The organism is Mycoplasmoides gallisepticum, assembly GCF_900476085.1.
Classification (GTDB): Bacteria; Bacillota_I; Bacilli_A; order Mycoplasmatales; family Mycoplasmoidaceae; genus Mycoplasmoides; species Mycoplasmoides gallisepticum.
The window spans coordinates 256,171-280,940 of the sequence record NZ_LS991952.1; the positions used below are offsets into that span (position 1 = coordinate 256,171).

Below are 24,770 nucleotides of genomic sequence, written 5' to 3' on the forward strand. Positions count from 1 at the left end.
AAACGGTTCTGGTTTTTTTATTAATCAAAAAGATGCAATTGTATATTTGGTTTTAATATAAATATCAACAAAACCTTTTGTTTTCCGAAGAAGAAGAAGAAGAAGAAGAAGAAGAAGAAGAAGAAGTTCTTAGGAGTTCTGTGGTCTGGGGTTGGTTTGATCAGCGAAAATAAACCCGATTTATTACTTAATTGAACTTTATATATTCCTTACTTGATGAGTATGTATTTTTCATACAAATTCATCGATTCAACTTTAAGTGAAAAGAAAAAACATTTTAAAGTTTGTTAGTTTATTAGGTATTGGTTCATTTGTGATGTTGGCAGCTGCAAGCTGTACTTCAGCAACTACACCAACACCTAACCCAACTCCAAACCCTGAACCAAAACCAGATCCGATGCCAAACCCTCCTAGTGGTGGTATGAATGGCGGAGATACTAATCCAGGTGGTGGACAAGGTATGATGGATTCTGCAGCACAAGAATTAGCAAACGCTAAAGCTGCTTTAACCACTTTAACAAATAGCGAAAGTGAAAAAGTTGGATTATACGTTGATTATGCAAAAATTAGTGCAAAACTTTCAGCAGCTTATACTACTGCTAAAAAGGTACTTAATAATTCTGCTTCCACTACTCAGAATATTAATGCTGCTAGAACAACATTAGAAGCGGAAATTGCTGCAGCAGCTAAAGCAAAAACTGATTTTGATGCACAGCACGCGTCACTAGTAGAAGCATATAACAATCTAAAAGAAACGTTAAAAGAAGAAAAAACTAATTTAGATTCTATTGCAAACGAAAATTATGCAGCAATCAGAACTAATCTTAATAGTTTATATGAAAAAGCCAATACTATTGTTACAGCTACTTTAGAGCCTACTACTGGAAATATTCCTGAAGTTATGAGTGTAACACAAGCTAATCAAGATATTACTAATGCAACTTCAAGACTAGTAGCTTGAAAACAAAATGCTGATAATTTAGCTAACAGTTTTATCAAACAGTCTTTAGTTAAAAATAATTTGACTGGAGTTGATAAAGCAAATAATCAGGAGCAACCAGGAAATTACAGTTTTGTTGGTTTTAGTGTTGATGTTAATGGTGCGCAAAATAATAATCGCCCTAATTGAAGCTTTGCTGAAAGAAAAGTTTGGGCCTCTCAAAATACTCCTTTAGCAACTACACCAACTGAAGATGCAACAAAACAAGCTGCACCCTTAACAGATGTTTCATGAATCTATAGTTTAAATGGTGCTGAAGCTAAATACACATTAAGCTTTCGTTACTTTGGAGCTGAAAAAACAGCTTACTTATATTTCCCTTATAAATTAGTTAAAACTGGTGATAATGTTGGTTTACAATATAAGTTAAATGGTGGTGATACTAAACAAATTAACTTTGTACAAACTCCAGCTTCTGGTCCAAGTGATGGTGCTGCTAATGAAGAAGAAACTATGACTAGTCCTGCTGAAATGCAGTCAGCACCAACTGTTGACGATATTAAGATTGCTAAAGTCGCTTTATCTAATCTAAACTTCAATTCAAACACAATTGAATTTAGTGTTCCTACAGGTAAAGTAGCTCCTATGATTGGAAATATGTATTTAACTTCATCTAATTCGGAAGTTAATAAAAACAAAATTTATGATGATATATTCGGCAACACCTTTAATAATGAAAATAATCCAACAGCGATTACTGTTGACCTATTAAAAGGTTATAGTCTTGCTGCTAGTTGAAGAACATATATTCGTCAATTTACTGATTTAACAGGTAATGGCGTACAAACCTCTGACCCTGTTTATTTAATTGGTTTGATTGGTGGTAATGCAAATAGATCAACTGGCGTCCTATCAAATCTAAGAACTTCTCCTGATGTAAATGGTGATAGAAGAACATTTACAATCTATGTAAATGCGCCTATGAATGGTGAGTATTCTATAAGTGGTTCATACCTTACTAATAATGATAGAAATTTAGTATTATCTACATCTAATACTGAAAGCTCTTCAAATCATACTGTTACAGTTACTGTTAAAGGTAAAAATAACTGAACTACCTTAGGTACTTTTGATACATTTGAGATGAGCACCACTAATGGTAATTCTGTTAAAGATATGAAGAAAACTTTGACCTTAAAAAAAGGTCTAAATAAAATTACTCTTGCAGGTGGAACATTACAGAGTAATAACGCCCCTTATATAGGTGATTTAAGTTTTACATTAAGAAATTCTGTTTCTAATACTGATAGTAGTACAAATGCCGTTGAAATGCCTAAATAAATTCTTCACATGAAGATAAACCCGCTAAGTTAGTTACATAAAATTATTAGCACTAGAATTGCTAGAACGGTTCTGGTGTTTTTTTATCTTTAAAAAAGTTGATAAGTAATAACTGTATGTGGTTTCAACTATAAAAACTTATAAAATCCTTTGTTTTTCGAAGAAGAAGAAGAAGAAGAAGAAGAAGAAGAAGAAGAAGAAGAAGAAGTTCTTAGGAGTTCTGGGGTTTGGGAATCCTGTGATCAGCGAAAATTAAGCCGATTTATTACTTATTGAACTTTATATATTCTTACTTGGTGAATTTTTAATCTTTTAAGAATTCATGAGATCAACTTTAAGTGAAAAGAAAAAACATTTTAAAGTTTGTTAGTTTATTAGGTATTGGTTCGTTTGTAATGTTGGCAGCTGCAAGCTGTACTACACCGGTCAACCCAACACCTAACCCAACACCAACTCCAAATCCTGAACCAAATCCAACTCCAAATCCTGAACCAAAGCCAAATCCTCCTAGTGGTGGCATGAATGGCAGAGATACTAATCCAGGGAATGGCGGAGGAACGGACAATGCTGCTCAACAATTAGCAGCTGCTAAAACAGCTTTAACCACTTTATTGAATACCAAAAGTGAAAAAGTTGGTTTGTACTCTGACTATGCAAAAATCAAAGACCAATTAGTAAAAGCTTACACTGCAGCTAAAGAAATTTCAGATAAATCTGATGCAACTTTACAAGAAGTAAATAATGCTAAAACAACATTAGAAACTGCAATTAATGTAGCAGCTACTAGTAAACAAACTTTTGACTCACAACATGCTTCATTAGTAACAGCATACAAAGAGCTTAAGACAGCTATAAGTAATGAAGAAACAACTCTAGCTGCTTATACGCAAGAACAGTTTTCCGGAATCAAAATGCACTTAACTGCATTATATAATGCAGGCAAAGCACTTACTAATAAAACCTTAGAAACGGTTGAAGGGGTTGTGCTTGATACTCAAGCAGTAGTTAATGCTAATACAAAACTTAGAGAAGCAACTAAAGAAGATGTATTAACACAACAAAAGCAAAATGCTACTATGCTAGCTGATAGTTTTGTTAAACAAGTAATTAATAAAACAGATATTGTCAGTACAACTAATATGGCTCCTCAACCAGGAAACTATAGTTTTGTAGGTTATACTGTCGATGTACCTGGTGGAACTGGTAACCAAAATAATACTCCTAATTGAAACTTCGCTAAAAGAATAGTATGAACTAATACAAATAATAAGAACCGCCCTCTTGCTAATCAATCTGAAAATTCAGTTCCTTTAACAGATGTATCATGAATCTATAGTTTAACAGGAGCAGGTGCTAAGTATACTTTAACATTCAATTATTATGGTTCTAAAACTGGTTATCTTTACTTTCCTTATAAGTTAGTTAAAGCTAGTGATGAAGTAGAACTTCAATATAAATTAAACGATGCTGATCCCAAAGCGATAGAATTCAAGAAGAGTTCAGCAACTCAAGCACCTGCGGGTGAATCAGAAACTTTAAGTTCACCAGATCAAAGACAACCAGCAGGATCTACTCCATCGAATCCAGAGAGAAGAGCAGCAGAAAGTTCTGCTGATTCTAATCCAAGAAACCAAGAAAATTCTCAGTCTAATCAAAGCGCACCTGAAACTAGTGCAATGAACGAAACTCCAACAGTTAGTGATATTAATGTAGCTAAAGTTACCTTAACAGATTTAAAATTTGGTAAAAACAAAATCGAATTTAGTATTCCAACAGGCGTTTCTAATAAAGTTGCTCCAATGATTGGAAATATGTATCTAACTTCTTCTAATACTGAAGCTAATAGAGATAAAATCTACGATGATCTATTTGGAAACACATCAGTTCAACAAGAGAATCAAACAGCTGTAACAGTTGATCTATTAAAAGGTTATAGTTTAGCAACTAGTTTTCGAGAATACATCCGTCAGTTTACAAACTTAAAAACTAGTGGTGATATGATGGGAACTTCTCCTACTGTTTATCTAGTTGGATTAATTGGTGGTAGTCAAAGACGTACAGATGATTCTGGAATTACGAATATACAAAACTCTCCTAATGTAGATAATGATGCTAGAACATTCACAATCTATGTGAATGCACCAAGAGAAGGTGATTATTCTATTAGAGGGTCGTATCTTACAAATGCACAACGAAATTTAAAATTCTCAACAAATAGTGGAGCAACAAATAATATGATGAATGATTTGACAATAACTGTCAATGCACAAACTGATTGAAATACACTAGGAACTTTTGATACTGCTAATAATACAAATATTACGAATGGCACTACTACAAACGCTGATGGACAAAATATGCAAAATACTAATAGAACCTTACACTTAAATAAAGGTTTAAATAAAGTTGTCATTAGCGGGACTAATAATAATGATACTCCTTATATTGGCAATTTAACATTTAGTTTACATGCCAATACAACAACTCCTAATTCTAATACAGCAGAAACTAGTGGTAGTCCTTCATCTAATGGTGTTCAAGTTGCTGCTTAATCATAATTATGTTGGTTTAGAACAAAATGATAAAACTGAAAAGTAAAAAAGAAATACTTATATTTGAATAAGTCGCTAAGTTAGTTAAATAAAATTATTAGCACCAGGATCGCTAAAGCGGTTCTGGTGTTTTTTTATTTACTAGTTGGAATTATAGAATCATAGTTGTGGTTGAAGTATAAATATCAACAAAACCCTTTGTTTCTCGAAGAAGAAGAAGAAGAAGAAGAAGAAGTTCTTAGAAGTTCTGTGGTCTGGGGTTGGTTTGATCAGCGAAAATAAACCCGATTTATTACTTACTGAACTTTATATATTCTTTAGATAATAATAGACGTGGTGAACGTAAGTTATTGGCTTAACTTTAAGTGAAAAGAAAAAACATTTTAAAGTTTGTTAGTTTATTAGGTATTGGTTCGTTTGTAATGTTAGCAGCTGCTAGCTGTACTCAAGCTAGCACTCCAACTCCAACTCCAACTCCAACTCCAACTCCAACTCCAACTCCTACCCCAACACCTAACCCTGAACCAAAGCCAAATCCTGGTGGTGGTGACACGAATAATCCTCCTAGTGGTGGTATGAATGGCGTAGATACTAATCCAGGTGGTGGACAAGGCATGATGAATGCTACTAACCAGGAATTAGTGAATGCTAAAAAAGCTTTAAGTGATTTAATTGGTGGAGAATCTAAGACTGTTGAATTATATGCAGACTATGCAAAAATTAAAGCTGACTTGACTTCTGCGTACGCAGTTGCTAAAACGACTTCAGATAGTTCAACATCAACTTTAGATCAAGTTAAAACAGCAACATCAACGTTACAAACTGCTATTAATACTGCTGCTAGTGACAAAGAAAAATTTGATCAACAAAATAGCCAATTATTAATGGCATACAAAGTTTTAAAAGACACTCTTAATAAAAAAGAAGCTATAGTAATGTCATTAAATCAAGAAAAATATAGCGCAATTTTGAGTGAAATTAATGCAGCTTCTTCAACAGCTGAAGAAATCGTTAAACAAACATTGAATCCAGTGAATGGTAATCTTCCAGTTGTAGCTACACTTAATGCTGAAAACACCAAAATCCTAGAAGCAATAAAAGAAGAAAAAATTAATTCAGAAAAAAGTAATGCTGATCTGTTTGCAAATTATCAATTGTATAAATTGGATAGAACTAAATTAATGAGTGAAGGTTCTAATAATACGAAACAACCAGGAAATTATAGCTTTGTAGCTTATGCTAGTGACATAGCAAGTCCAAACTGAAATTTTGCACAAAGAACAGTTTGAACAGCAGATAGTAGAACTTGAACCAGCCCTTTACCTAATAATTCACAAAACTCTGCTCCTTTAACAGATGTGTCATGAATCTACACTTTAAGCGGGACAGGAGCTAAATATACACTAACATTTGATTATTATGGCCCACAAACTGGTTATTTATACTTTCCTTATAAGTTGGCTAAAACCAGTGATAAAGTCGGGCTTCAATATAAATTAAATCAAGCAGATTCTGTAGCGATTCAGTTTAGTGAAGCGGCTGCTACTGCTTCAGCTCCAGCTGAAACAGATGGTAGACAAGAATCAGCTGAAACTACAACTGCTAATGAGAAAGTTAACCCAATGCCATCAGTTAATACTATTAATGTTGCTAAAGTGACTTTATCTAATTTAAAGTTTGGTTCTAACACAATTGAATTTAGTGTTCCAATGGATCAAGACAATATGAATAAAGTTGCGCCAATGATTGGTAATATCTATATTACTTCATCTAATGATGAAGCAAATAAAAAGCAAATTTACGATAGTATTTTTGGAAACACTTCATCACAAACTGCTAGCCAAACATCTGTTAGTGTTGATCTATTAAAAGGATATAGTCTTGCAACTAGTTGAAGCACATATATTCGTCAATTTACTGGTTTAACAGGTAATGGTGTACAAACCTCTGACCTTGTTTATTTAATTGGTTTGATTGGTGGTAGCCAGAATCGTACAGTTGCAAGCGGTCCAATGAATATTAAAAATATTCCTAATATGAATGGCGCTACAAGAACATTCACAATATATGCAAATGCACCAGTAAACGGGAACTATCACATAAGTGGTGCATATTTACAAGGAGCGAATCAAGCAAGAAGTCTAAAATTCTCAACCGGTACAAGTGGCAGTAATAATGAAGTTACAGTCACTGGTTTAAAACAAAAAAATTGAACCACATTAGGTCACTTTGATACTAAGATGACTAGCACTACTGTTTCAGGAACAGGTACACCAATGAAAAGAACTCTAACCTTAAATCAAGGTTTAAACAAGATTGTTGTATCAGGAGTAAACAATGGCGATACACCATTTATAGGTAATCTAACATTTACTTTAGAAAGCAATCAAACGATTAGTGAACAAGTTGAGCCTAGTTCTGCTACTGCAGAAAAGAATATATAAGCGCTAAGTTAGTTACATAAAATTATTAGCATCAAGACCGATAAACGGTTTTGATGTTTTTTATTTAAAAAGGCTGGTAAATTATTTCTGAATTAACTGTAAAAACGAATGAAAGCTTTTGTTTTCGAAGAAGAAGAAGAAGAAGAAGTTCTTAGAAGTTTAGGAGTGTTGGATTGGCCTAGTGAGCGAAAATAAACCCGATTTATTACTTACTGAACTTTATATATTCTTAATTGGTGAATTTTTTAATTTTTTAAAAATTTATCAGATCGACTTTAAGTGAAAAGAAAAAACATTTTAAAGTTTGTTAGTTTATTAGGTATTGGTTCGTTTGTAATGTTGGCAGCTGCAAGCTGTACTTCAGCAACTACACCAACTCCGAACCCAACACCAACACCAACACCAACTCCAAACCCTGAACCAAATCCAATGCCAAATCCTGGCGGTGGTGTAGGTATGTCTGATGGAAATACCAATCCAGGGAATGGTGGTGGCATGATGGGCGACAATCCTAATCCTGGGAACACCACACCAAAACAACAATTAGCAGCTGCTAGAAAAACGCTAACCGACCTACTTGGTACAGAAAATACCAACGTTGCTTTATATGCTGATTATGCCAAAATTCAAAGTACTTTAAGCACTGCTTATATGACAGCTAAAACTGCATCAGAAAATACAAGTGCAACTTTAGATAATTTAAGATCTGCATCAACTACACTACAAGCAGCTATTGATAAAGCTGCTAGTGCTAAGAATGATTTTGATAGTAAAAATCAACCTTTAGTAACTGCATATAATAATTTAAAAACTACACTACAATCTAAAACAACTAGCTTAGAAGGTTTATCTGAAAATAAATATAGTAGTATTAAAAATCACTTAAGTAAACTGTTTGATACAGGTAGTGCAATAACAGCTAAAACATTAGATCCTACTAGTGGTGAAAGACCTAATTTAAAGAAAGTGAACGAAGCTAACAATAGCATTAAAATGGATATTAGTCCTGAATCGTTGAAGAACTGAAAAGATAATGCAGATAAGTTTAACGATTTTGAGAAAAAACCGTTGTCTAAAACTCAATTATCTACAGGAACAGATTCAGCTCATAATCAAGAACAACCAGCAAATTGAAGTTTTGCAGCTTATAGTGTTGATCTAACTAGTAATTCGCAAAATCTACCTAACTGAAATTTTGCTCAAAGAAAGGTTTGAACTAGTGAAGGTCAAGAAGGTGGAAGAACAGTTCTAGTTTCTTCCCCTGTTTCTTCAACTGACGTGTCTTGGATTTATAGTTTAGCTGGAGAAGGAACTAAATATACCCTAAGTTTTGAGTATTATGGTCCTGATACTACATTCTTATATTTCCCTTATAAGTTAGTTAAACAAGCTGATTCAAATTCAGTAGCGCTTCAATACAGTCTAAATAAAGCTAGCCCAAAATTAATTAATTTTCAACCAGTTAGAACAGAACCTGCAAATGCTGATTCAACTACTAATGAAACTACAACTACAGGTAGCAGTGAAAGTAGATCATCTTCTGAAGTTTTAGTTGCTGATGAAGCTGCAACTTCTAATAATGAAATGAATCCTACTCCAACAGTGGATAGTATTAATATAGCTAAAGTGACTTTAACAGGTTTAGCATTTGGACAAAACACTATTGAGTTTAGCGTTCCAACAGATCAAACTAATAAAGTAGCTCCGATGATTGGCAATATGTTTATTAGCTCAAATTCTGAAAGTCAAGAAAAGATTTATAATCAAATCTTTGGCAATACAAGTAATTTAAGCACTGACTCTAGATCTGTAACCGTTGATTTATTAAAAGGGTATAGTCTTGCTTCTGGTTGATCAACATATGTTGGAGAATTTAAACGACTAACTGGAGCAAATCAAACAGCTTCAGATTCACAAACAAGTGCCCCAAGTTATTTAGTTGGATTTATTGCAGGATCTGGACAAAGAACTGTTAATAATGTTAGTAATAGAATTAGAAACCCGAATATAGCAGGACAAAAAAGAACCCTTGCAATATATGTAAATGCACCATCTGACGGTCAGTATGGAATTAGTGGTTCATATATTTCAACAAATAGAACACAAAGATCATTAAAATTCCAAACAGGGAGTGATGATTCTAATTCTGTAACAATTAATGTAACAGCAAAAACTGCTTGAACTGCATTAGAAACATTTGATACAAGTGATACGACTAACAATGTTGTATCAGGCAATATGGCCAAAAGAACATTACACCTTAAACAAGGTCTTAATAAGATAGTTATTAGTGGAACTAATGATACTCCTTATATTGGTAATTTAACATTCACTTTAAATAATAACCCGTTAAGTAATACTGAAAGTGAGACTCGTGAATCAACATAATAATGAATCAAATAAAAAAATCTTTATCTTTGAATAAAGCGCTAAGTTAGTTACATAAAATTATTAGCACCAAGACCGATAAGCAGTTTTGGTGTTTTTTATTTAAAAAGGCTGGTAAATTATTTCTGAATAAACTGTAAAAACGAATAAAAACTTTTGTTTTCGAAGAAGAAGAAGAAGAAGAAGAAGAAGAAGTTCTTAGAAGTTTAGAGGTTTGGGGCTCGTCTGTTCGACGAAAATAAACCCGATTTATTACTTACTGAACTTTATATATTCTTATCTTGATGAACTTGTTCGTTTTACAAATTCGTCAATTCGACTTTAAGTGAAAAGAAAAAACATTTTAAAGTTTGTTAGTTTATTAGGTATTGGTTCGTTTGTGATGTTAGCAGCTGCTAGTTGTACCCAAGCAACTACCCCAACACCTAATCCAAATCCTCCTAGTAGTGGTATGAATGGTGGAGATACTAATCCAGGGAATGGTAGAGGAATGGATAATTCTGCTCAGCAATTAGCAGCTGCTAAAACAGAAGCTAAAGTTGTTATTGATGCTTCAGCAGAATTATCAGATTCAGTTAAAGAAGCATTAAAAAGACAAGTTGATGCAACTACAACAGGACCTGCAGCAAGAGATTTAAAAACTAAAGCAGAAGCTCTTGTTTCAGCTGTAAAAGCATTAAGCGGATCGGTTACTGCTGCTAAAACACTTCAATCTGAAGAACAATACACAAATGTAAGCCAAGATCTTAAAACTACTTTAGAAGCAAAATTAACAGCAGCGACAGAATTACTAGAAGATGGAACAAAACTTAAAAATCTAGATGCTTCAAGTAATTTAGACACAACAAAAGCTTCATTAGAATCTTCAAAAACAGATCTTGATGCAGCAGTTGCAACAGTTAAACCAGAGCTTGACTTCCAAAAAACAAAAACTAGCGCAGCATCAGCAGTAGAAGCGCTAGATACTCTTGTTAACTCAACTCTAAAAGCTGAACTACAAAGACAAGTTACAGCTTTAGATAAAGATCACGCTGCTCAAGCTACAACAATGTTAGAAAACCTAACATCATTAAAAGAATCATTAGAATCTCTTCAAACTTTAGTATCAAATGGTCTAAAAATGCAGGTGGACTACCCAAGAAATTACTATGACGCAGATAACAAAACTGCATTTGACGATGCATTATTAAAAGCTTCATCAGTATTTCCAGCATTCAAATGAACAGCTGAATCAATTATGGTTCCTGCTCCAACAAATGGTGCTTTACGAAACCCTAGAGCTTGAACCAAAGCTAGAGACAAATCAGAATTCAAACTACAAAACTTTGTAATGGCTCCAGCTCAAGCAGATACTCCAACAACAACGCAAACTTCACCTAGCGCGATAGCATCAGCTATAGTTAAAGTTGCGACAGGAACAGAAGAAACTTCAACTATGCAAACTGCTCCTGCAGCACAAACTCCAACAGCTAATTTAGCATCAACTGCTTCTTATCTAAAATCATTAAACGATACTTTAAAAGCAGCTACTGATGCACTTAACGGTGATAACCCTACAACCAAAACTGCTTACTATAAAGCTGACGCTGGTCGTACACTATACTGAGACGGGTTTATGCCGAAAATTGTAACTACAACTCTACCTACTACTGTTGCGCAAATGAATAGAGAATATAATGAATCCCCAACTGGCAGCTATCCTTTTTGAAAACAAAGAAACGCATTAATATTAACTACATGATTTAATCAAAATCAAGATAAACTAAGTCTTGTATCAGAGCAACTGACAAAAAAATTAGGTGAAGAAAAGTTCAAGAATATGACTTTATCAGATCCTAAAATTTCTTGGGATGAATCAGTCATAAAGAAAAAAACTATTTTCACACCAAAAGTAACTTTTACCTTAACTCCTAAAGAAGGCTATAAAAAAGCAGATGATTCTTCTCAAACAGTTACACTAACTATTAGAAATCTATATAAAGAAGCAGATCCAAATAAAAACTTATTTGCAACACAAGGAGCTTCATCTTCAGCAGCGCCACAAAATTCAAAAGTTGATGATGCTAACGTAAAAGCAAAAGTTAATGTTTATTTAAACTACACCGGGCCAAATATTGAGTTAGATGCAAAGCTTCTTCAGGTAGGATCTAAAAATAATACTTCAATTAACGGAACCTCAAATGTAGATGGTAACTTTAACACTAAATTCAAAGAATTATTAGTAAGAGATAACGCTCAAACTTCATTATTACAAGCAATAATTAACTATGTTAACAAATTTGACCCTAAATTTAAAGCTCAACTTGTAACAGAAAAAGACGGAGTTGCTATAACTAAAGTTCAAAACATTAAAGAACTTAGAATAGGAAATTTAAACGATAGCAGCGTATTCTTACAACAAGTTAATGGAGACTCAAGCGCAGTATATTTTGCAGTTAACGGTGTAACCAGCGAAGGTTGATTAAATACTTTCTTAATTAGAATTCCTTTAACTAAATTTGTAAGACCTATAAGCGTATTACAAACTCCAGATCAACAGCAAACTAAAGAAGGTGGTGAAGAAGCAACTCAACCTCAAGATGCTAGATCAGGAACAGCTTCAACAAGTGAAGCTCAATCAGGTCAAAGTAATGAACCAGCAGGTTCAGAAACAGGATCAACACAACAAGCTCAAAGCTCACCAACAACTGGAACAAGTTCATCTTCAAACTAATAATAAAACCAAAAACATGTTTAGAAAGAAATCAAACGATTAGTGAACAAGTTGAGCCTAGTTCTGCTACTGCAGAAAAGAATATATAAGCGCTAAGTTAGTTAAATAAAATTATTAGCCCAGGATCGCTAAAGCAGTTCTGGTGTTTTTTTTATTTAGTTAAGACAAATTGAGTTGTTGTATTTAATATATAAAATAGCTAAAATCCTTTAAAAATCCAAGAAGAAGAAGAAGAAGAAGAAGAAGAAGAAGAAGAAGAAGAAGAAGAAGAAGTTCTTAGAAGTTAGGGGAGTTTGGTCTGGCTTGATCTGCGAAAATAAACCCGATTTATTACTTACTGAACTTTATATATTCTTTAGACAATAATAGACGTGGTGAACGTAAGTTATTGGCTTAACTTTAAGTGAAGAGAAAAAACATTTTAAAGTTTGTTAGTTTATTAGGTATTGGTTCGTTTGTAATGTTGGCAGCAGCTAGTTGTACTTCAGCAACTACACCAACTCCAAACCCTGAACCAAAGCCAAACCCTGAACCAAAACCAGATCCAATGCCAAACCCTCCTAGTGGTGGTATGAATGGCGGAGATACTAATCCAGGTATGGATACTGCGGCACAAGAATTAGCAAACGCTAAAGCTGCTTTAACCACTTTAACAAATAGCGAAAGTGAAAAAGTTGGATTATACGTTGATTATGCAAAAATTAGTGCAAAACTTTCAGCAGCTTATACTACTGCTAAAAACGTACTTAATAATTCTGCTTCCACTACTCAGAATATTAATGCTGCTAGAACAACATTAGAAGCGGAAATTGCTGCAGCAGCTAAAGCAAAAACTGATTTTGATGCACAGCACGCGTCACTAGTAGAAGCATATAACAATCTAAAAGAAACGTTAAAAGAAGAAAAAACTAATTTAGATTCTATTGCAAACGAAAATTATGCAGCAATCAGAACTAATCTTAATAGTTTATATGAAAAAGCCAATACTATTGTTACAGCTACTTTAGACCCTGCTACTGGAAATATTCCTGAAGTTATGAGTGTAACACAAGCTAATCAAGATATTACTAATGCAACTTCAAAACTAGTAGCTTGAAAACAAAATGCTGATAATTTAGCTAACAGTTTTATCAAACAGTCTTTAGTTAAAAATAATTTGACTGGAGTTGATGAAGCAAATAATCAGGAGCAACCAAGAAATTACAGTTTTGTTGGTTTTAGTGTTAATGTAGATACTCCAAACTGAAATTTTGCGCAAAGAAAAGTTTGGGCCTCTGAAAATACTCCTTTAGCAACTACACCAACTGAAGATGCAACAAAACAAGCTGCACCCTTAACAGATGTTTCATGAATCTATAGTTTAAATGGTGCTGAAGCTAAATACACATTAAGCTTTCGTTACTTTGGAGCTGAAAAAACAGCTTACTTATATTTCCCTTACAAGTTAGTTAAAGATAGTGATAAAGATAAAGTAGCGCTGAATTATAAATTAAATGATGAAATGGCAAAAGCAGTTGATTTTAAGACATCATCTTCAGCACCATCGGTCACCCCAGCTCCAGCGATTCCAGCGGCTGCACCTGCAGCGAAACCTGCTGCAGAAGAAGAAGAAACAGCTTCGGCTTCAGAATCTTCTACAAGTGAAACAATGCCTGCAGCTACTACAATGAACGAAGCGCCAACAGTTGCTGACATTAATGTAGCTAAAGTTACATTAACAGGTTTAAAGTTTGGTGAAAACAAAATTGAATTTAGTGTTCCAACAGATCAAACTAATAAAGTAGCTCCTATGATTGGTAATATGTATCTGACTTCATCAGATAGTGATGCTAATAAAAAGAAGATTTATGATGATCTATTCGCAAACACCTTTAATAATGAAAATAATCCAACAGCGGTTACTGTTGACCTATTAAAAGGTTATAGTCTTGCTGCTAGTTACAGTATATATGTTCGCCAATTCAATGAATTAAATATTCAAAATGGCGCTGATATGCCAAAATCTCCAACAGTATACTTAGTTGGGTTAATAGGTAGTAATGCAAGTAAATCAATTAGAGACCTATCAAATGTAAGAACTTCTCCTAACACGGTTAATGCCAATAGAACATTTACAATATATGTAAATGCTCCAAAATCAGGCGATTATTATCTAAGTGGTTCGTATCTTACAAATCAAAATAGAAATATTAAATTCTTAAATAGCAGCTCTGATGAGACTAGTAATAACTCTCTAGCACTAAATGTTAAAGCTCAAACAAATTGAGATACTTTAGGACATTTCGATACATCAAATAATGCGAATATCGTTACTAATAGTGGATCAAGCACAACAACAGGCCAGACTTTAAATTTAAAACAAGGATTAAACAAAATTGTTATCAGTGGAGTAAGTAATGGTAATACTCCTTTCATAGGTAACTTAACATTTACTTTAATGGATAAAACAGCTAGTCCTGTAGCTGATAACACTATTCAAGAAGGATCTAAAGAAGCTAGTTCGAAATAAAAAATTATGTTTTTTAAATCTTTTTTCAAGGATCATGTTTCTGTTTAAACGCTAAGTTAGTTAGATAATAAAATAAAAGTTATTTGTTTTACTCCATGTAAATATGGCATGAAATCTGAATCAAACTTCAGATTTCATGTTTTTTTTATTATCGATAAGCAGATATGAGAGACTAGTAGCTTTTGGACTACTATGCTTATGATCGAACCAGATCTTTTTAAAGATAATAGACAACAATCTCTTCGTAATAAGAAAATTGTCGTTTTTATTAATCTTTAATTTGATGTATGCGCTATATAAATATAAAAAACCCACTCGAAAGGAGTTCGAATGAGTTAAGATAGATTGATTTATTTGTTATTAATGAATTTATATAGCACGACCCTTCAACGAGTTATACATCTATATTATACATAAGATATTTGAGATGTCAACATTTTTTAGTATTTTTTTTTACAAAAACACTGTTAGTTTTAATTAATAGATCTATAAAGTTTCTAAAAACGCACTAACCAAAATGTTTTTACAAACCATAGAACTAGAATTAACTAATTAAAAACTCTTATATTTATTGGGATGGCGAAATAAAAAACCCACTCGAAAGGAGTTCGAATGGGTTAAGATAGATTGATTTATTTGTTATTAATGAATTTATATAGCACGACCCTTCAACGAGTTATACATAAATATTATAACTGAAATTTTTGTTCTGTAAAGTATTTTTTTATAAAAAAATTAAAAAGTTTTTATTTCGCAGCTTAGTTCAACTATCGTTTCCTTTATTTATGAGGATTATAGGTACTAACGATATTTAAAAAGTTAATGTCATTAAGTAAATAAGAAATATAAACAAAACCACTAGTTAAATACAAATCATCTTTTTGTTGAGCAGTTAACTTATTGTCTTTTTTAATAAGTCCAAGGATCTTTTACGTACTAGGTAAATATAATAAAAGATCAAAGCAATAAATAAAACTAGTAATAATACTCCAGAGTCAAGTAAATTCAAAGCTAGACTCTCAGTTTCTGACTTAGAAGTTTCTTTTCATTGTAAAAAATAAATAACACCGAATACAGTCATTAGCATCCCTATAAAAAACGTTATGTAGACAATAAAAGAGACAATAAGACGAATAATTGCTAATTTTTTTAACTGTTGATAATTTTCCATTTTTAGTTAGTCTTGGTAAATTAATCTTATTATGCTAATAAATATTTTTTTTCTAAATGTGTAAAGCTCTAAAATTTTTGAAAAAACTAGATGTTAGTTGTTAACTTTTTAGTCACTTCAGTCTTGTGACAATTTTACATTTAAGATAATTCTAACTTTTGTTCAAGAGATAGTTTGCATTTTGTGGATGCAAAGGTTCAAACCGTTTGAACTTTAACACCTTTTTAATTTCTTGTTTTAATTGACAACTAAGTTTGCAAAAGTGTTTATATGGAATTTGTCTGGCTTTGTTTTTTAGCTTATCAAGAGCAAATGAAATGTTTTTTCGGAGATCGTATAATTCTTTTTTTAATTCAATAAAATGTTTGAATGAATTGTTGTTTACATAAATAAAAATTTTAATATTTAACGGTAAAAATGATAAATTTCTTTTTATTTTTCAGAGTGCATGCACATTTTTTTACTTACTAAAATGTACTTTTGATAATTGCAAATTTTGTATAAAAAGTTTACAAATTAGTTCCAGCTTAAACAGAAACGAATAAAGCGTGATGCCTTAATCCGCAGAGCGTTAAATTCGCTAGTTTAAAAACTTAGACATATTTTAGAAATCGAAGGATTTCTCGTTGTTTTACAAGATTGTGAATAAGAAAACATAAATTGCTTTGGGTAACCAATAATTTAAATATTTGCGTTTTTATATAAACAAATAAATAATTAGTAGTAAAGTAAAAAAGGAAAACCAGGTTAAAGTTAAAAACTAACCTAAACTATAAGATAGGAAAAATTTATGAGAAAAAGAACTAAATTTTATATTTATTCCATCGCAGCTTTAAGTTCTTTGGGAATATTTTTGTCGTCTTGCACTAGAGCGTCACAACCCGTTCAAAAAGGAGAATTTGATGACAAAGTTGTTATTCAGACTGCACAAAATCAATTTTATCCATTAATGTCAGCATTTAGTCAATTGGTTGATCTCTACAATAAACAATTTGCTAATACGCCAGGTTTTTTACCTGTTGAATTACAACAAAGTGAAAAAACTAATGCTACTAGCGAATTACAATTAACTAATAATGTTGTAGGTAGCATTCGTTCTAACTCACCTTTAGTTCCAAATATTATATTAGCTGATCTAAATGCAGCTTATCAGATTAATGGATTTAATCGATTATTAGATTTATCTAACAATCCAATTATCAACGAAAACTATTTTGACAGTGACATTTATAACAACTTCAATAAAATAAGTGGATCTACCCAAAGTAGTGATAAAGTTTATGCAATTCCGTTTAATTTAACAACCACTGACAGTTTAGTATTCAACAAACCTTTAATGAATTTGTTATTTAGTTTAGTGGATCAAGGCGGTGGAACTGTAGATAAGAATTCTGCAACCTACAAAGAACTTCATATGGAAGACTTTATGGAGAAGATTCCAAACAAAAAATGAAAAGATTTGCAGATAAAAAACAACGAAATTTACAAAGGACTTACTGTTGACGATCAAACTTTTTCAAACCTAGAATCAATGTTTGAATTTTCTAAGAAATTTACTGAAGGTTTAGAACTAAAGCAAGCTCGAACAGTTACAGGCCAACAAAGAGATTTAAAAGTATTTATGTTAGATTATGGTCCAAATATTTATCAAAAATATCTGTGATCAAAATTAGGTAATTCTAGAGATTCTTGATTGTGAAATCTAAAATTACAAGACAACCAATTTGATTTAGATTTTTCTAATCTAAGAAAGACAGCTGATCAAAGCACAATTGGAGAAACTTACGATTTCTTTAAGAATAATTACACAACATTAAATTTAAATGATAAGCAGGTTTTAAAATCAATTTATTTTGGAACAGGCGGAACATCTGATTGAGCGTCATGAGATATTAGAAATTTCGATACTGCTTTTGGTATCGCTCCTCACGTTGGATGAAATCAGTCAGTTGTATCTCCTTTTACGATTAGAACGTTTAGAAGCACTAAAGGTGATGTTACCCAACAAGACATTAATAACGCAAAAAATAACTTTGCTTCAGCAGATGATGTTCTGTGAAAAACACAGCTGACTAAATTAGATAAAAATAATTTAAATAAGAACACTTTCTGAATTGGTGGTTCTTCTTTAATTGGGATTTCAACTTCTAGACAAAGAGATGAACAAACCAAAAAGTTCTTAGAGTGATTATTTAATAACGATACTAGAATAGCTGCACCTGATTCTCCGTTTAACAATCAATCAGTAAGTCAGATTTTAAATAGTGTGTCAGCGTATGATTTAACTTCTAAACAAGCTCTATCTACAACAGCTCAACAAGCACTTACAGATACTATAGCTAAAGAACAAGCCGAAGTGGATAAGGTAAAAAATAACCCAACTCCAGAAACTTATAATAATAGCGACTGATCAAGAATTTATTTAAATAAAGGGGCTTTAGCAAGTTTAACGGATTGATTGACATTCAAATCAGAATTAAATAAAGATCCTGCTAACAATTCAATTGCTTTCATTCATACAGATGAAAAAGCAAATCGAATTCTATCTATTCTTAATGGAGCAGTTTCAGGAATTACTAGATCAGCCGATCCAACTAATTTAACTAAAGAAAATCTACTTAGACAGATTAATGATGCTTTAGGAACAGCTGATCAATAAGCTACATAACGTTTAAATAGTTATCAAGTATTTATAACTAAGAAATGCTTGATATTTTTTTATAAATATATGAATTAGAATTTTTACTAAGATACAAATTTAATGAAATTTAGCGGTAAAAACAGTTAATTTTATCAACGAATATTTTTACAACAAAGTTATTTACTGACTATTTTAAAAGCTTATTTAACAGATAAATCAAGTGATTACACTTGTTAATTTAGTGTCACTCATTATTTAACTTTTTTCAAATCAGTTCTTGAAACAATGTAAATTTTTAGTAGTTACTTTAGACAAATTTTTATAATAATATCCTGAAAGACAAAACAGATTAAAGAATTGCAAATAGTTGAACTAATTTCATAACTGTAATAGGTAACATAGTCGGTAAAACTTACTTTTATTAAAAACTTAATAAGCAAGGTCAACTAGTTAGAAATAATAAGAATAGAAAACACAAATGATAACAATCAAATATACAATCGAAAACGATGGAAATTACACGTTAAGAAAAGCCTATGATGGTGATGGCGGATATGATATTCAATTACCAAATGACTTAACCATTGAATCATTAGAAACTAAAATCATTGATACAGGAGTTATCTTTGAATTACCTCATAATATTCATGCCCAGTTTATGGTGCGTAGTTCAGTAGCAAAAAAAGGAATTATCTTAGCAAATACGATAATTGACAGCAATTATCGTGGACATACATTTTTAATAATTACCAATGCTAGCAAAATGACTCAACATTTCAGTGCTGGAGATAGAATTGCAAGCGTAATGTTTATTGATACTAGAACTGTGGATGCAAATATTAAACTAGATAAAGTCACTCCAGATCAAATAAACAAAATAACTACTAGATCTGATAAAGCATTTGGTTCTAGTGGAAAATAAATAATTTATAAAAAATCGGCAAAAAATGCCGATTTTATATTTTTACTGTATCTCTTAGTGATCTTAAAAAATTAAAGAGGATCCTTCAAATAGATTGGTTTAATATTCTCTAGTTCTGTTAATTCGAAGTTTTTGATGTTATTGATTAAGTTCTCAAAAATATCGACGTTCTTAAAGTTTTTGAAAAGTGAAAGATCAGGATTCTTCTTGCATAAATTTTCATACTCTTCATCATCAACAATTTTTAGTATTCCAACGTTTCCACGATAGATACTTACGTATTTTTTATTTGATTTTGCATCAATGCACGAAATTCCTTCTCCATATGGAACTTGGATCTTAAGATTTGAAATCGTATAAACTTCTAATGACGGATCAACAGTTTTCCATGTTTTAGCAATGTTTGTTCCAACTCTCACACCGCTAAATGAACCTGGTCCAAGTGTTAGATACAATTTTCTAATTGATTTCATTTTAATCTTGTGATCTGCTAAGAACTCTTCAATTTTATTAATAATGATATCAACTAAGTTCTTATGTAGCTCGATTGAAGTGTAATAATAGATTTCTTCTTTTTCACTATCAAAGATTGCAAGATTAATCTTATCTAAACAAGTGTCGATAAATAAAGAATATTTTTTTAGCATAGTAATTACTCAAATAGTCCCTTTAATTCTTGATTTAAATCAAGATGAACGTCAAATAGTTTTTTCATAAAGACTTCATCGGGTTTTACTTCAAAAAACAATGATACATTAGTTGTGGGATGAGTTAATTCTAATTGATAAGCATGTAAGAACTGCTTATAATCAGTTCTTTGTTCTCCTTTTACCCCATATAATGGATCATTGATGATATTATGCTTAATAAAGTCCATATGAACGCGAATTTGGTGAGTTCTACCAGTTAACAACTCACATTTAATTAGAGCGTACTTCTTGTTTTGATCAAGTACATAAATCTTAGTAATTGCATTCTTAGGGTTTTTCGTGTTCTCTACCCCAAACTTTAAGTCATGATCTTTTAGATAACCGATTGGCGCATCAATAACAGCCCTTAATTCATTAAACGGATAATGAACAATCGCTAAATAATAACGCTTCATAATTCTTTTAGTTATCTGTTCTTGAATTTTTTCAAGCGCTTTAAAGTTCTTTGTCGCAACAATCAGACCAGTTGTATCTTTGTCTAACCGGTGTGCTAAATAAACCTTTTGTTTCTTGTTATGATACATCAAACAATTTAGCAACGTATCAGGTTCATTGTGAGTAGTTGGGTGAGATAACATGTTGGTTGGTTTATTAACAATAATCAGATCATCATCTTCATAAACGATATCTAACTTCTTGTTAAAAGGTAAGATCTCATTACTAACTTTATTAAAGATACTTTCTTCGTATTCAAGTTCAACAACATCACCAACTTTAAGAACAAAATTGTTCTTATTTACCAGCTTTTTATTAACTTTTACTAAATCATTAAGGATCAAAAATGATGTCTTATTACGAGACAAATTTAGGTTGTAAGTTAAAAAAATATCTAAACGAATTTTTTCACTATCGTTATTAACAAAAGTATGTTTAGGCATTATTCTCTATTTGTTTACAACTTTTAGTGTAATAACACTTTTCATTAAAACGTGAGCAAGCTAAAAAACTAGCTTGTTTGTCATCCACTTTTTTAATCATTTCACTATTACAGATTAGACAGTTTTCTTGTTTTTCTACAGAGATTGGCTTGGCAATATTGATTAGATCAATATAAGCACATTCTTCGTTTGAACAGATCACTTCGTTGCTATTAATCATCATTTGCTGATTACAAAAAACACATTTGTGATCAGCCCAATCGTTTCATTTACTACGTTCTTCTAATGGGATACTTTTTCACCCATGAAGTTGTTTATTAGTTGTTGAAACTGTTTTCTTATTTTTCTTTTTTAAATCTAAGAAGATATCAACTACAAACGTTAAGAAAATTAAAGCAAATCCAGTAACAATACAGATATCAGCAAAATTGAAAATTGCTGATGATCTGAAGAATTGAAAATAGTCTAAAACCGAATTAGTCTCTACAGTTCCATTACTTAAAGTAACTGGTACTGATCGATCAATCACGTTTGCTAACCCTCCAAAAGTGATTAATGGTAATAACACGATTAGTGCTTTATTTTTTGAAAAAATAAAGGTAATTAAGAAGATTATTGTTAATAAACTTTGCAATAAATAAGGTACAGCAGGATTCTGATTAAATAATGAAAAACCAACACCAGAGTTGGTTATTACATTAATTGTGATGAAACCAGTTGATGTGCTGTGCCCAATACCTAGTTTTAAGAAATAATCTCTTAAAACAAAAACAATTAATAAAACAAAAAATCCCATTACAGCTAAAATGGGGTATTTTATTTTGATTAGTTTTTTAGCATTTGCAGCCTTAAACTGTCTGATCAGTGTATCTTTAGTTTTAGTAAGATATCTTTTAAAAGTATACATGTTAAGATTTTAAAATATTTTGATTTTAAAATATATAATTACCTTTTTTATAAATGTTAAAATATTATCAGTATTATGTGAGATAGAGCTACTTTTTTAGACAGTTTTAGCTCTAATGATGGTGATGATAAATGAAAAAAAATATTAAAAGACAAATAAGAATAGCTGCGATTGTTGCCACTGGAGTTGATGATTTAGAATTAATAATTCCAACCGATCTGTGAAGAAGAGCTAGATTTATTGTTGACTATATCTCGATTGAGAAAAAGAATAGTGTTACTTTAGCACAAGGGACTTCAATTAAGTGTGGTTTAACAATTGATAAGTCAAATTTAATGCAATACAATGCGATTTACTTACCTGGTGGGTTAGGTTCAAAGCGTTTTGGTGATGACCAAAAGTTAACTCACTATCTAAGTAAATTTAATGAAAAAGACCAAACAACCCCGCGCTATATTCTAGCGATTAACGAATCACCAATAATTCTTAAAAACCTAGGTCTTTTAGAAGGCAAGAAAGTAGTGGCTAGTAAAGAACACAAAGATGCCATCGGATCAAATTTTGATTCAAAAACAAACGTGTTATTGTCTGACAATATCATAACTGCTCGAGCAACTGGGCACGCAATTGATTTTGCGATCGAAACAGTTAAGATCTTAGCAAGCAAAAAAGAAGCGGACGATTTAGCAAAGATGATTTCTTACGAAAGATAAGAAATCATCTTTTTTTAACCAAACTACTTTTAGAAAGAGCAAAGAGACAGGATTACTAATTCCTTTTAGTTTTTATTACCTTGATGATCTGATTCAGGTCGGTTTTATTAGTATAACGCATAGGAATTAGCAACAGCTTGCATGCTTCTTTGTCGTAACAGGAATAATGAGTTTTCAGATAATCCTTGTGATCGAGCTGCATGTCTTGGAGTAACTTTTCTAGAATCTTATTTTGTTCAATTAAGATTTGACCACCGTTCTTTTAGTATCGAACAAATATTGTGTTGCGGATTCATTATTGTTATTTAATAGTGAATAACCAAACTCATTACCGTTTTTGTGTTTGTTCTTGCGTCTTTGATCCATTTTAATGTATCAGAGGTTGTATATTTTTCGCTGACATTTAATTCTAGATTTTGTCCACAGATGTTTTATTGCAAGAGGATCGTGTCTTAAAATCCAGATAATTCGTGATCTGTTTTTTTTGTCAAAACCATTAATATAGATCCTCTATGGTTTTTGCGGTGCATTAAATCGGAGACTTTAATGGTTTGTATTAAAGATAACAATCCAACTCTTTAAATGTATTAATAATGATTTTAAAGGGTTGGCTTTTATTGTGAGGTGCTAAGTTTTTTTTACATTTTCTAATAGTGATGCACTCTTGTGGTTTTCAAAAAAAAAAAAAAATACTCAGAAGAAATTTATGCATTGGTTGTATCTAACACACAAAGCACAGATATAAAAGAATTTGAAACAATAATCGAAATGATCTTAGTGGGATCAAATATTTTTATTGACACACAAACTAAGATTGGCAAAACAACTTTAAGAGAATCTTGCAAGAAATCCCTTAAGAAAAGCTAGAGAAATATTTCTAGCTTTATTAGATAAACTGTAAGTCAAATGTGTCAAATACTTGATATGAAAGCAATCTCTCATTAATCACAACAAGAACTATTGAGCATAAAAACTATTACAAAACAGAATAGATGAAATCAATAAAATATAGATAGATAATCACCAAATAAAAAATCAATTTTTTCGGTTGAGATAAAAATCAATTTTATTCTGTTTTTGCCGTTAATTTTAAAAATTTTACTTCTCAAAAGTTGGGTCAACACTTTTGATAAAAGTAGACATAATTTTATAGAACTCTTTTGGATGTTCGTAATAAGGTAAATGTCCTGAGTTTTCAATAAAGGCAAATTGAATCTTTGGATTTAATTGCTTAATATGCTCAACTGAATCAGTTGGTATTACGATCTTATCTTCACGACCAAAGATTACTAGCATTGGTTTGGTGACACTACGATAACCTATATCACTTAGTTCACTCATCTCTTCTAAAACCCCAATTGATAATAATGGTTTTAGCATCTCCATATAATCCTTATCTTGGTTGTATTCAGCTACTGCCATCTCATCAATTTTGCCCTGAAATTCCTTAACTGGATCATAATAAAGTACATAATAAAGTTGCTTCATCTCTTCAGGATTATTAGGTACTAACTTTGAGATATTACTGAGGTTACTTAAAATTGATCCGTTAGCTGGTGCTTCTAGAACACTTAATTTAATTCTTTCAGGGATTAAACTATTCATAATTGCAGCCAATCCACCACCCATTGAGTGACCTAATAAGATCACATCTTTTAAGTCGTGTTTTTCAAAATAAGCTTTAATAATTTGGGCAAAATAAGCAATTGATAATTGGTTAGGATCTTGGATCTTACTTTCGCCATGACCTGGTAAGTTTAAAGCATAAAAACTGCAATTATCATAGTACTCTCACAGCCGTCTTTTTATCTTAAAATTTGAACCAAACCCGTGTAAGAAAACAAGTTTATGTTTGGCATTAGGTCTGATTAATTCGATGCTTTCAATTTTAGATAGATCAATTTGGTTTGACATAGTGTTATCTCTCATAAAATAATTTTA

14 protein-coding genes are annotated in these 24,770 nt (G+C 31.7%); 10 read left to right on the forward strand and 4 right to left on the reverse strand.

Features of this window, described 5'->3' with window-relative positions; translation table 4 throughout:
• Positions 1-259: 259 nt before the first annotated feature.
• The 9 genes from D2833_RS01155 (at position 260) to D2833_RS01205 (ending at position 19,621) form a co-directional block, all read left to right on the forward strand.
• Complete coding sequence (locus D2833_RS01155) at positions 260-2,281, forward strand: FIVAR domain-containing protein (protein WP_117273949.1); 2,022 nt, start codon at positions 260-262, stop codon at positions 2,279-2,281.
• Between the two features lie 150 nt (positions 2,282-2,431).
• Positions 2,432-2,641: a hypothetical protein gene (locus D2833_RS04070; protein WP_117273951.1), complete on the forward strand. Its 210-nt coding sequence runs from the start codon at positions 2,432-2,434 to the stop codon at positions 2,639-2,641.
• Positions 2,620-4,833 (forward strand): FIVAR domain-containing protein, encoded by a 2,214-nt coding sequence (locus tag D2833_RS01165; protein ID WP_117273953.1) that lies wholly within the window; start codon positions 2,620-2,622, stop codon positions 4,831-4,833. The genes D2833_RS04070 and D2833_RS01165 overlap by 22 nt, the downstream gene beginning before the upstream one ends.
• A 365-nt stretch (positions 4,834-5,198) precedes the next feature.
• Positions 5,199-7,277, forward strand: a complete 2,079-nt coding sequence (locus tag D2833_RS01170; RefSeq protein WP_117273956.1) for an FIVAR domain-containing protein — start codon at positions 5,199-5,201, stop codon at positions 7,275-7,277.
• Between the two features lie 279 nt (positions 7,278-7,556).
• A complete protein-coding gene (locus D2833_RS01175; RefSeq protein WP_117273959.1) occupies positions 7,557-9,665 on the forward strand; it encodes an FIVAR domain-containing protein in 2,109 nt (702 codons plus the stop codon).
• Positions 9,666-9,990: 325 nt separating this feature from the next.
• Complete coding sequence (locus D2833_RS01180) at positions 9,991-12,378, forward strand: GA module-containing protein (RefSeq protein ID WP_117273963.1); 2,388 nt, start codon at positions 9,991-9,993, stop codon at positions 12,376-12,378.
• A gap of 403 nt (positions 12,379-12,781) precedes the next feature.
• A complete protein-coding gene (locus tag D2833_RS01185) occupies positions 12,782-14,887 on the forward strand; it encodes an FIVAR domain-containing protein (RefSeq protein ID WP_011113443.1) in 2,106 nt (701 codons plus the stop codon).
• 1,961 nt (positions 14,888-16,848) lie between these two features.
• Positions 16,849-18,717 carry a P68 family surface lipoprotein gene (locus D2833_RS01200; RefSeq protein WP_011113445.1) on the forward strand — a complete coding sequence of 623 codons (1,869 nt, stop codon included), beginning with the start codon at positions 16,849-16,851 and terminating at the stop codon, positions 18,715-18,717.
• Positions 18,718-19,177: 460 nt separating this feature from the next.
• Entirely contained in the window at positions 19,178-19,621 is a 444-nt protein-coding gene (locus D2833_RS01205) for a dUTP diphosphatase (protein WP_011113446.1), read from the forward strand.
• 71 nt (positions 19,622-19,692) lie between these two features.
• Here D2833_RS01205 and tsaB read toward each other — a convergent pair whose 3' ends face one another.
• Genes tsaB through D2833_RS01220 form a run of 3 tightly spaced genes read right to left on the reverse strand, consistent with a single transcriptional unit; the run spans position 19,693 to position 22,116 of the window.
• On the reverse strand, positions 19,693-20,268 hold the full coding sequence (gene tsaB / locus D2833_RS01210; RefSeq protein ID WP_011113447.1) for a tRNA (adenosine(37)-N6)-threonylcarbamoyltransferase complex dimerization subunit type 1 TsaB: 576 nt from the start codon (positions 20,266-20,268) through the stop codon (positions 19,693-19,695).
• Between the two features lie 5 nt (positions 20,269-20,273).
• Positions 20,274-21,209, reverse strand: coding sequence for an RluA family pseudouridine synthase (locus D2833_RS01215; RefSeq protein WP_011113448.1), 936 nt, complete (start codon positions 21,207-21,209; stop codon positions 20,274-20,276).
• Entirely contained in the window at positions 21,202-22,116 is a 915-nt protein-coding gene (locus D2833_RS01220) for a signal peptidase II (protein ID WP_011113449.1), read from the reverse strand. The genes D2833_RS01215 and D2833_RS01220 overlap by 8 nt, the downstream gene beginning before the upstream one ends.
• Positions 22,117-22,247: 131 nt before the next feature.
• On the opposite strand from D2833_RS01220, the gene D2833_RS01225 reads away from it, so the two are divergent.
• A complete protein-coding gene (locus D2833_RS01225; RefSeq protein WP_011113450.1) occupies positions 22,248-22,829 on the forward strand; it encodes a DJ-1/PfpI family protein in 582 nt (193 codons plus the stop codon).
• Between the two features lie 1,098 nt (positions 22,830-23,927).
• Here D2833_RS01225 and D2833_RS01240 read toward each other — a convergent pair.
• Positions 23,928-24,758, reverse strand: a complete 831-nt coding sequence (locus D2833_RS01240; RefSeq protein WP_011113453.1) for an alpha/beta fold hydrolase — start codon at positions 24,756-24,758, stop codon at positions 23,928-23,930.
• Positions 24,759-24,770 lie beyond the last annotated feature (12 nt).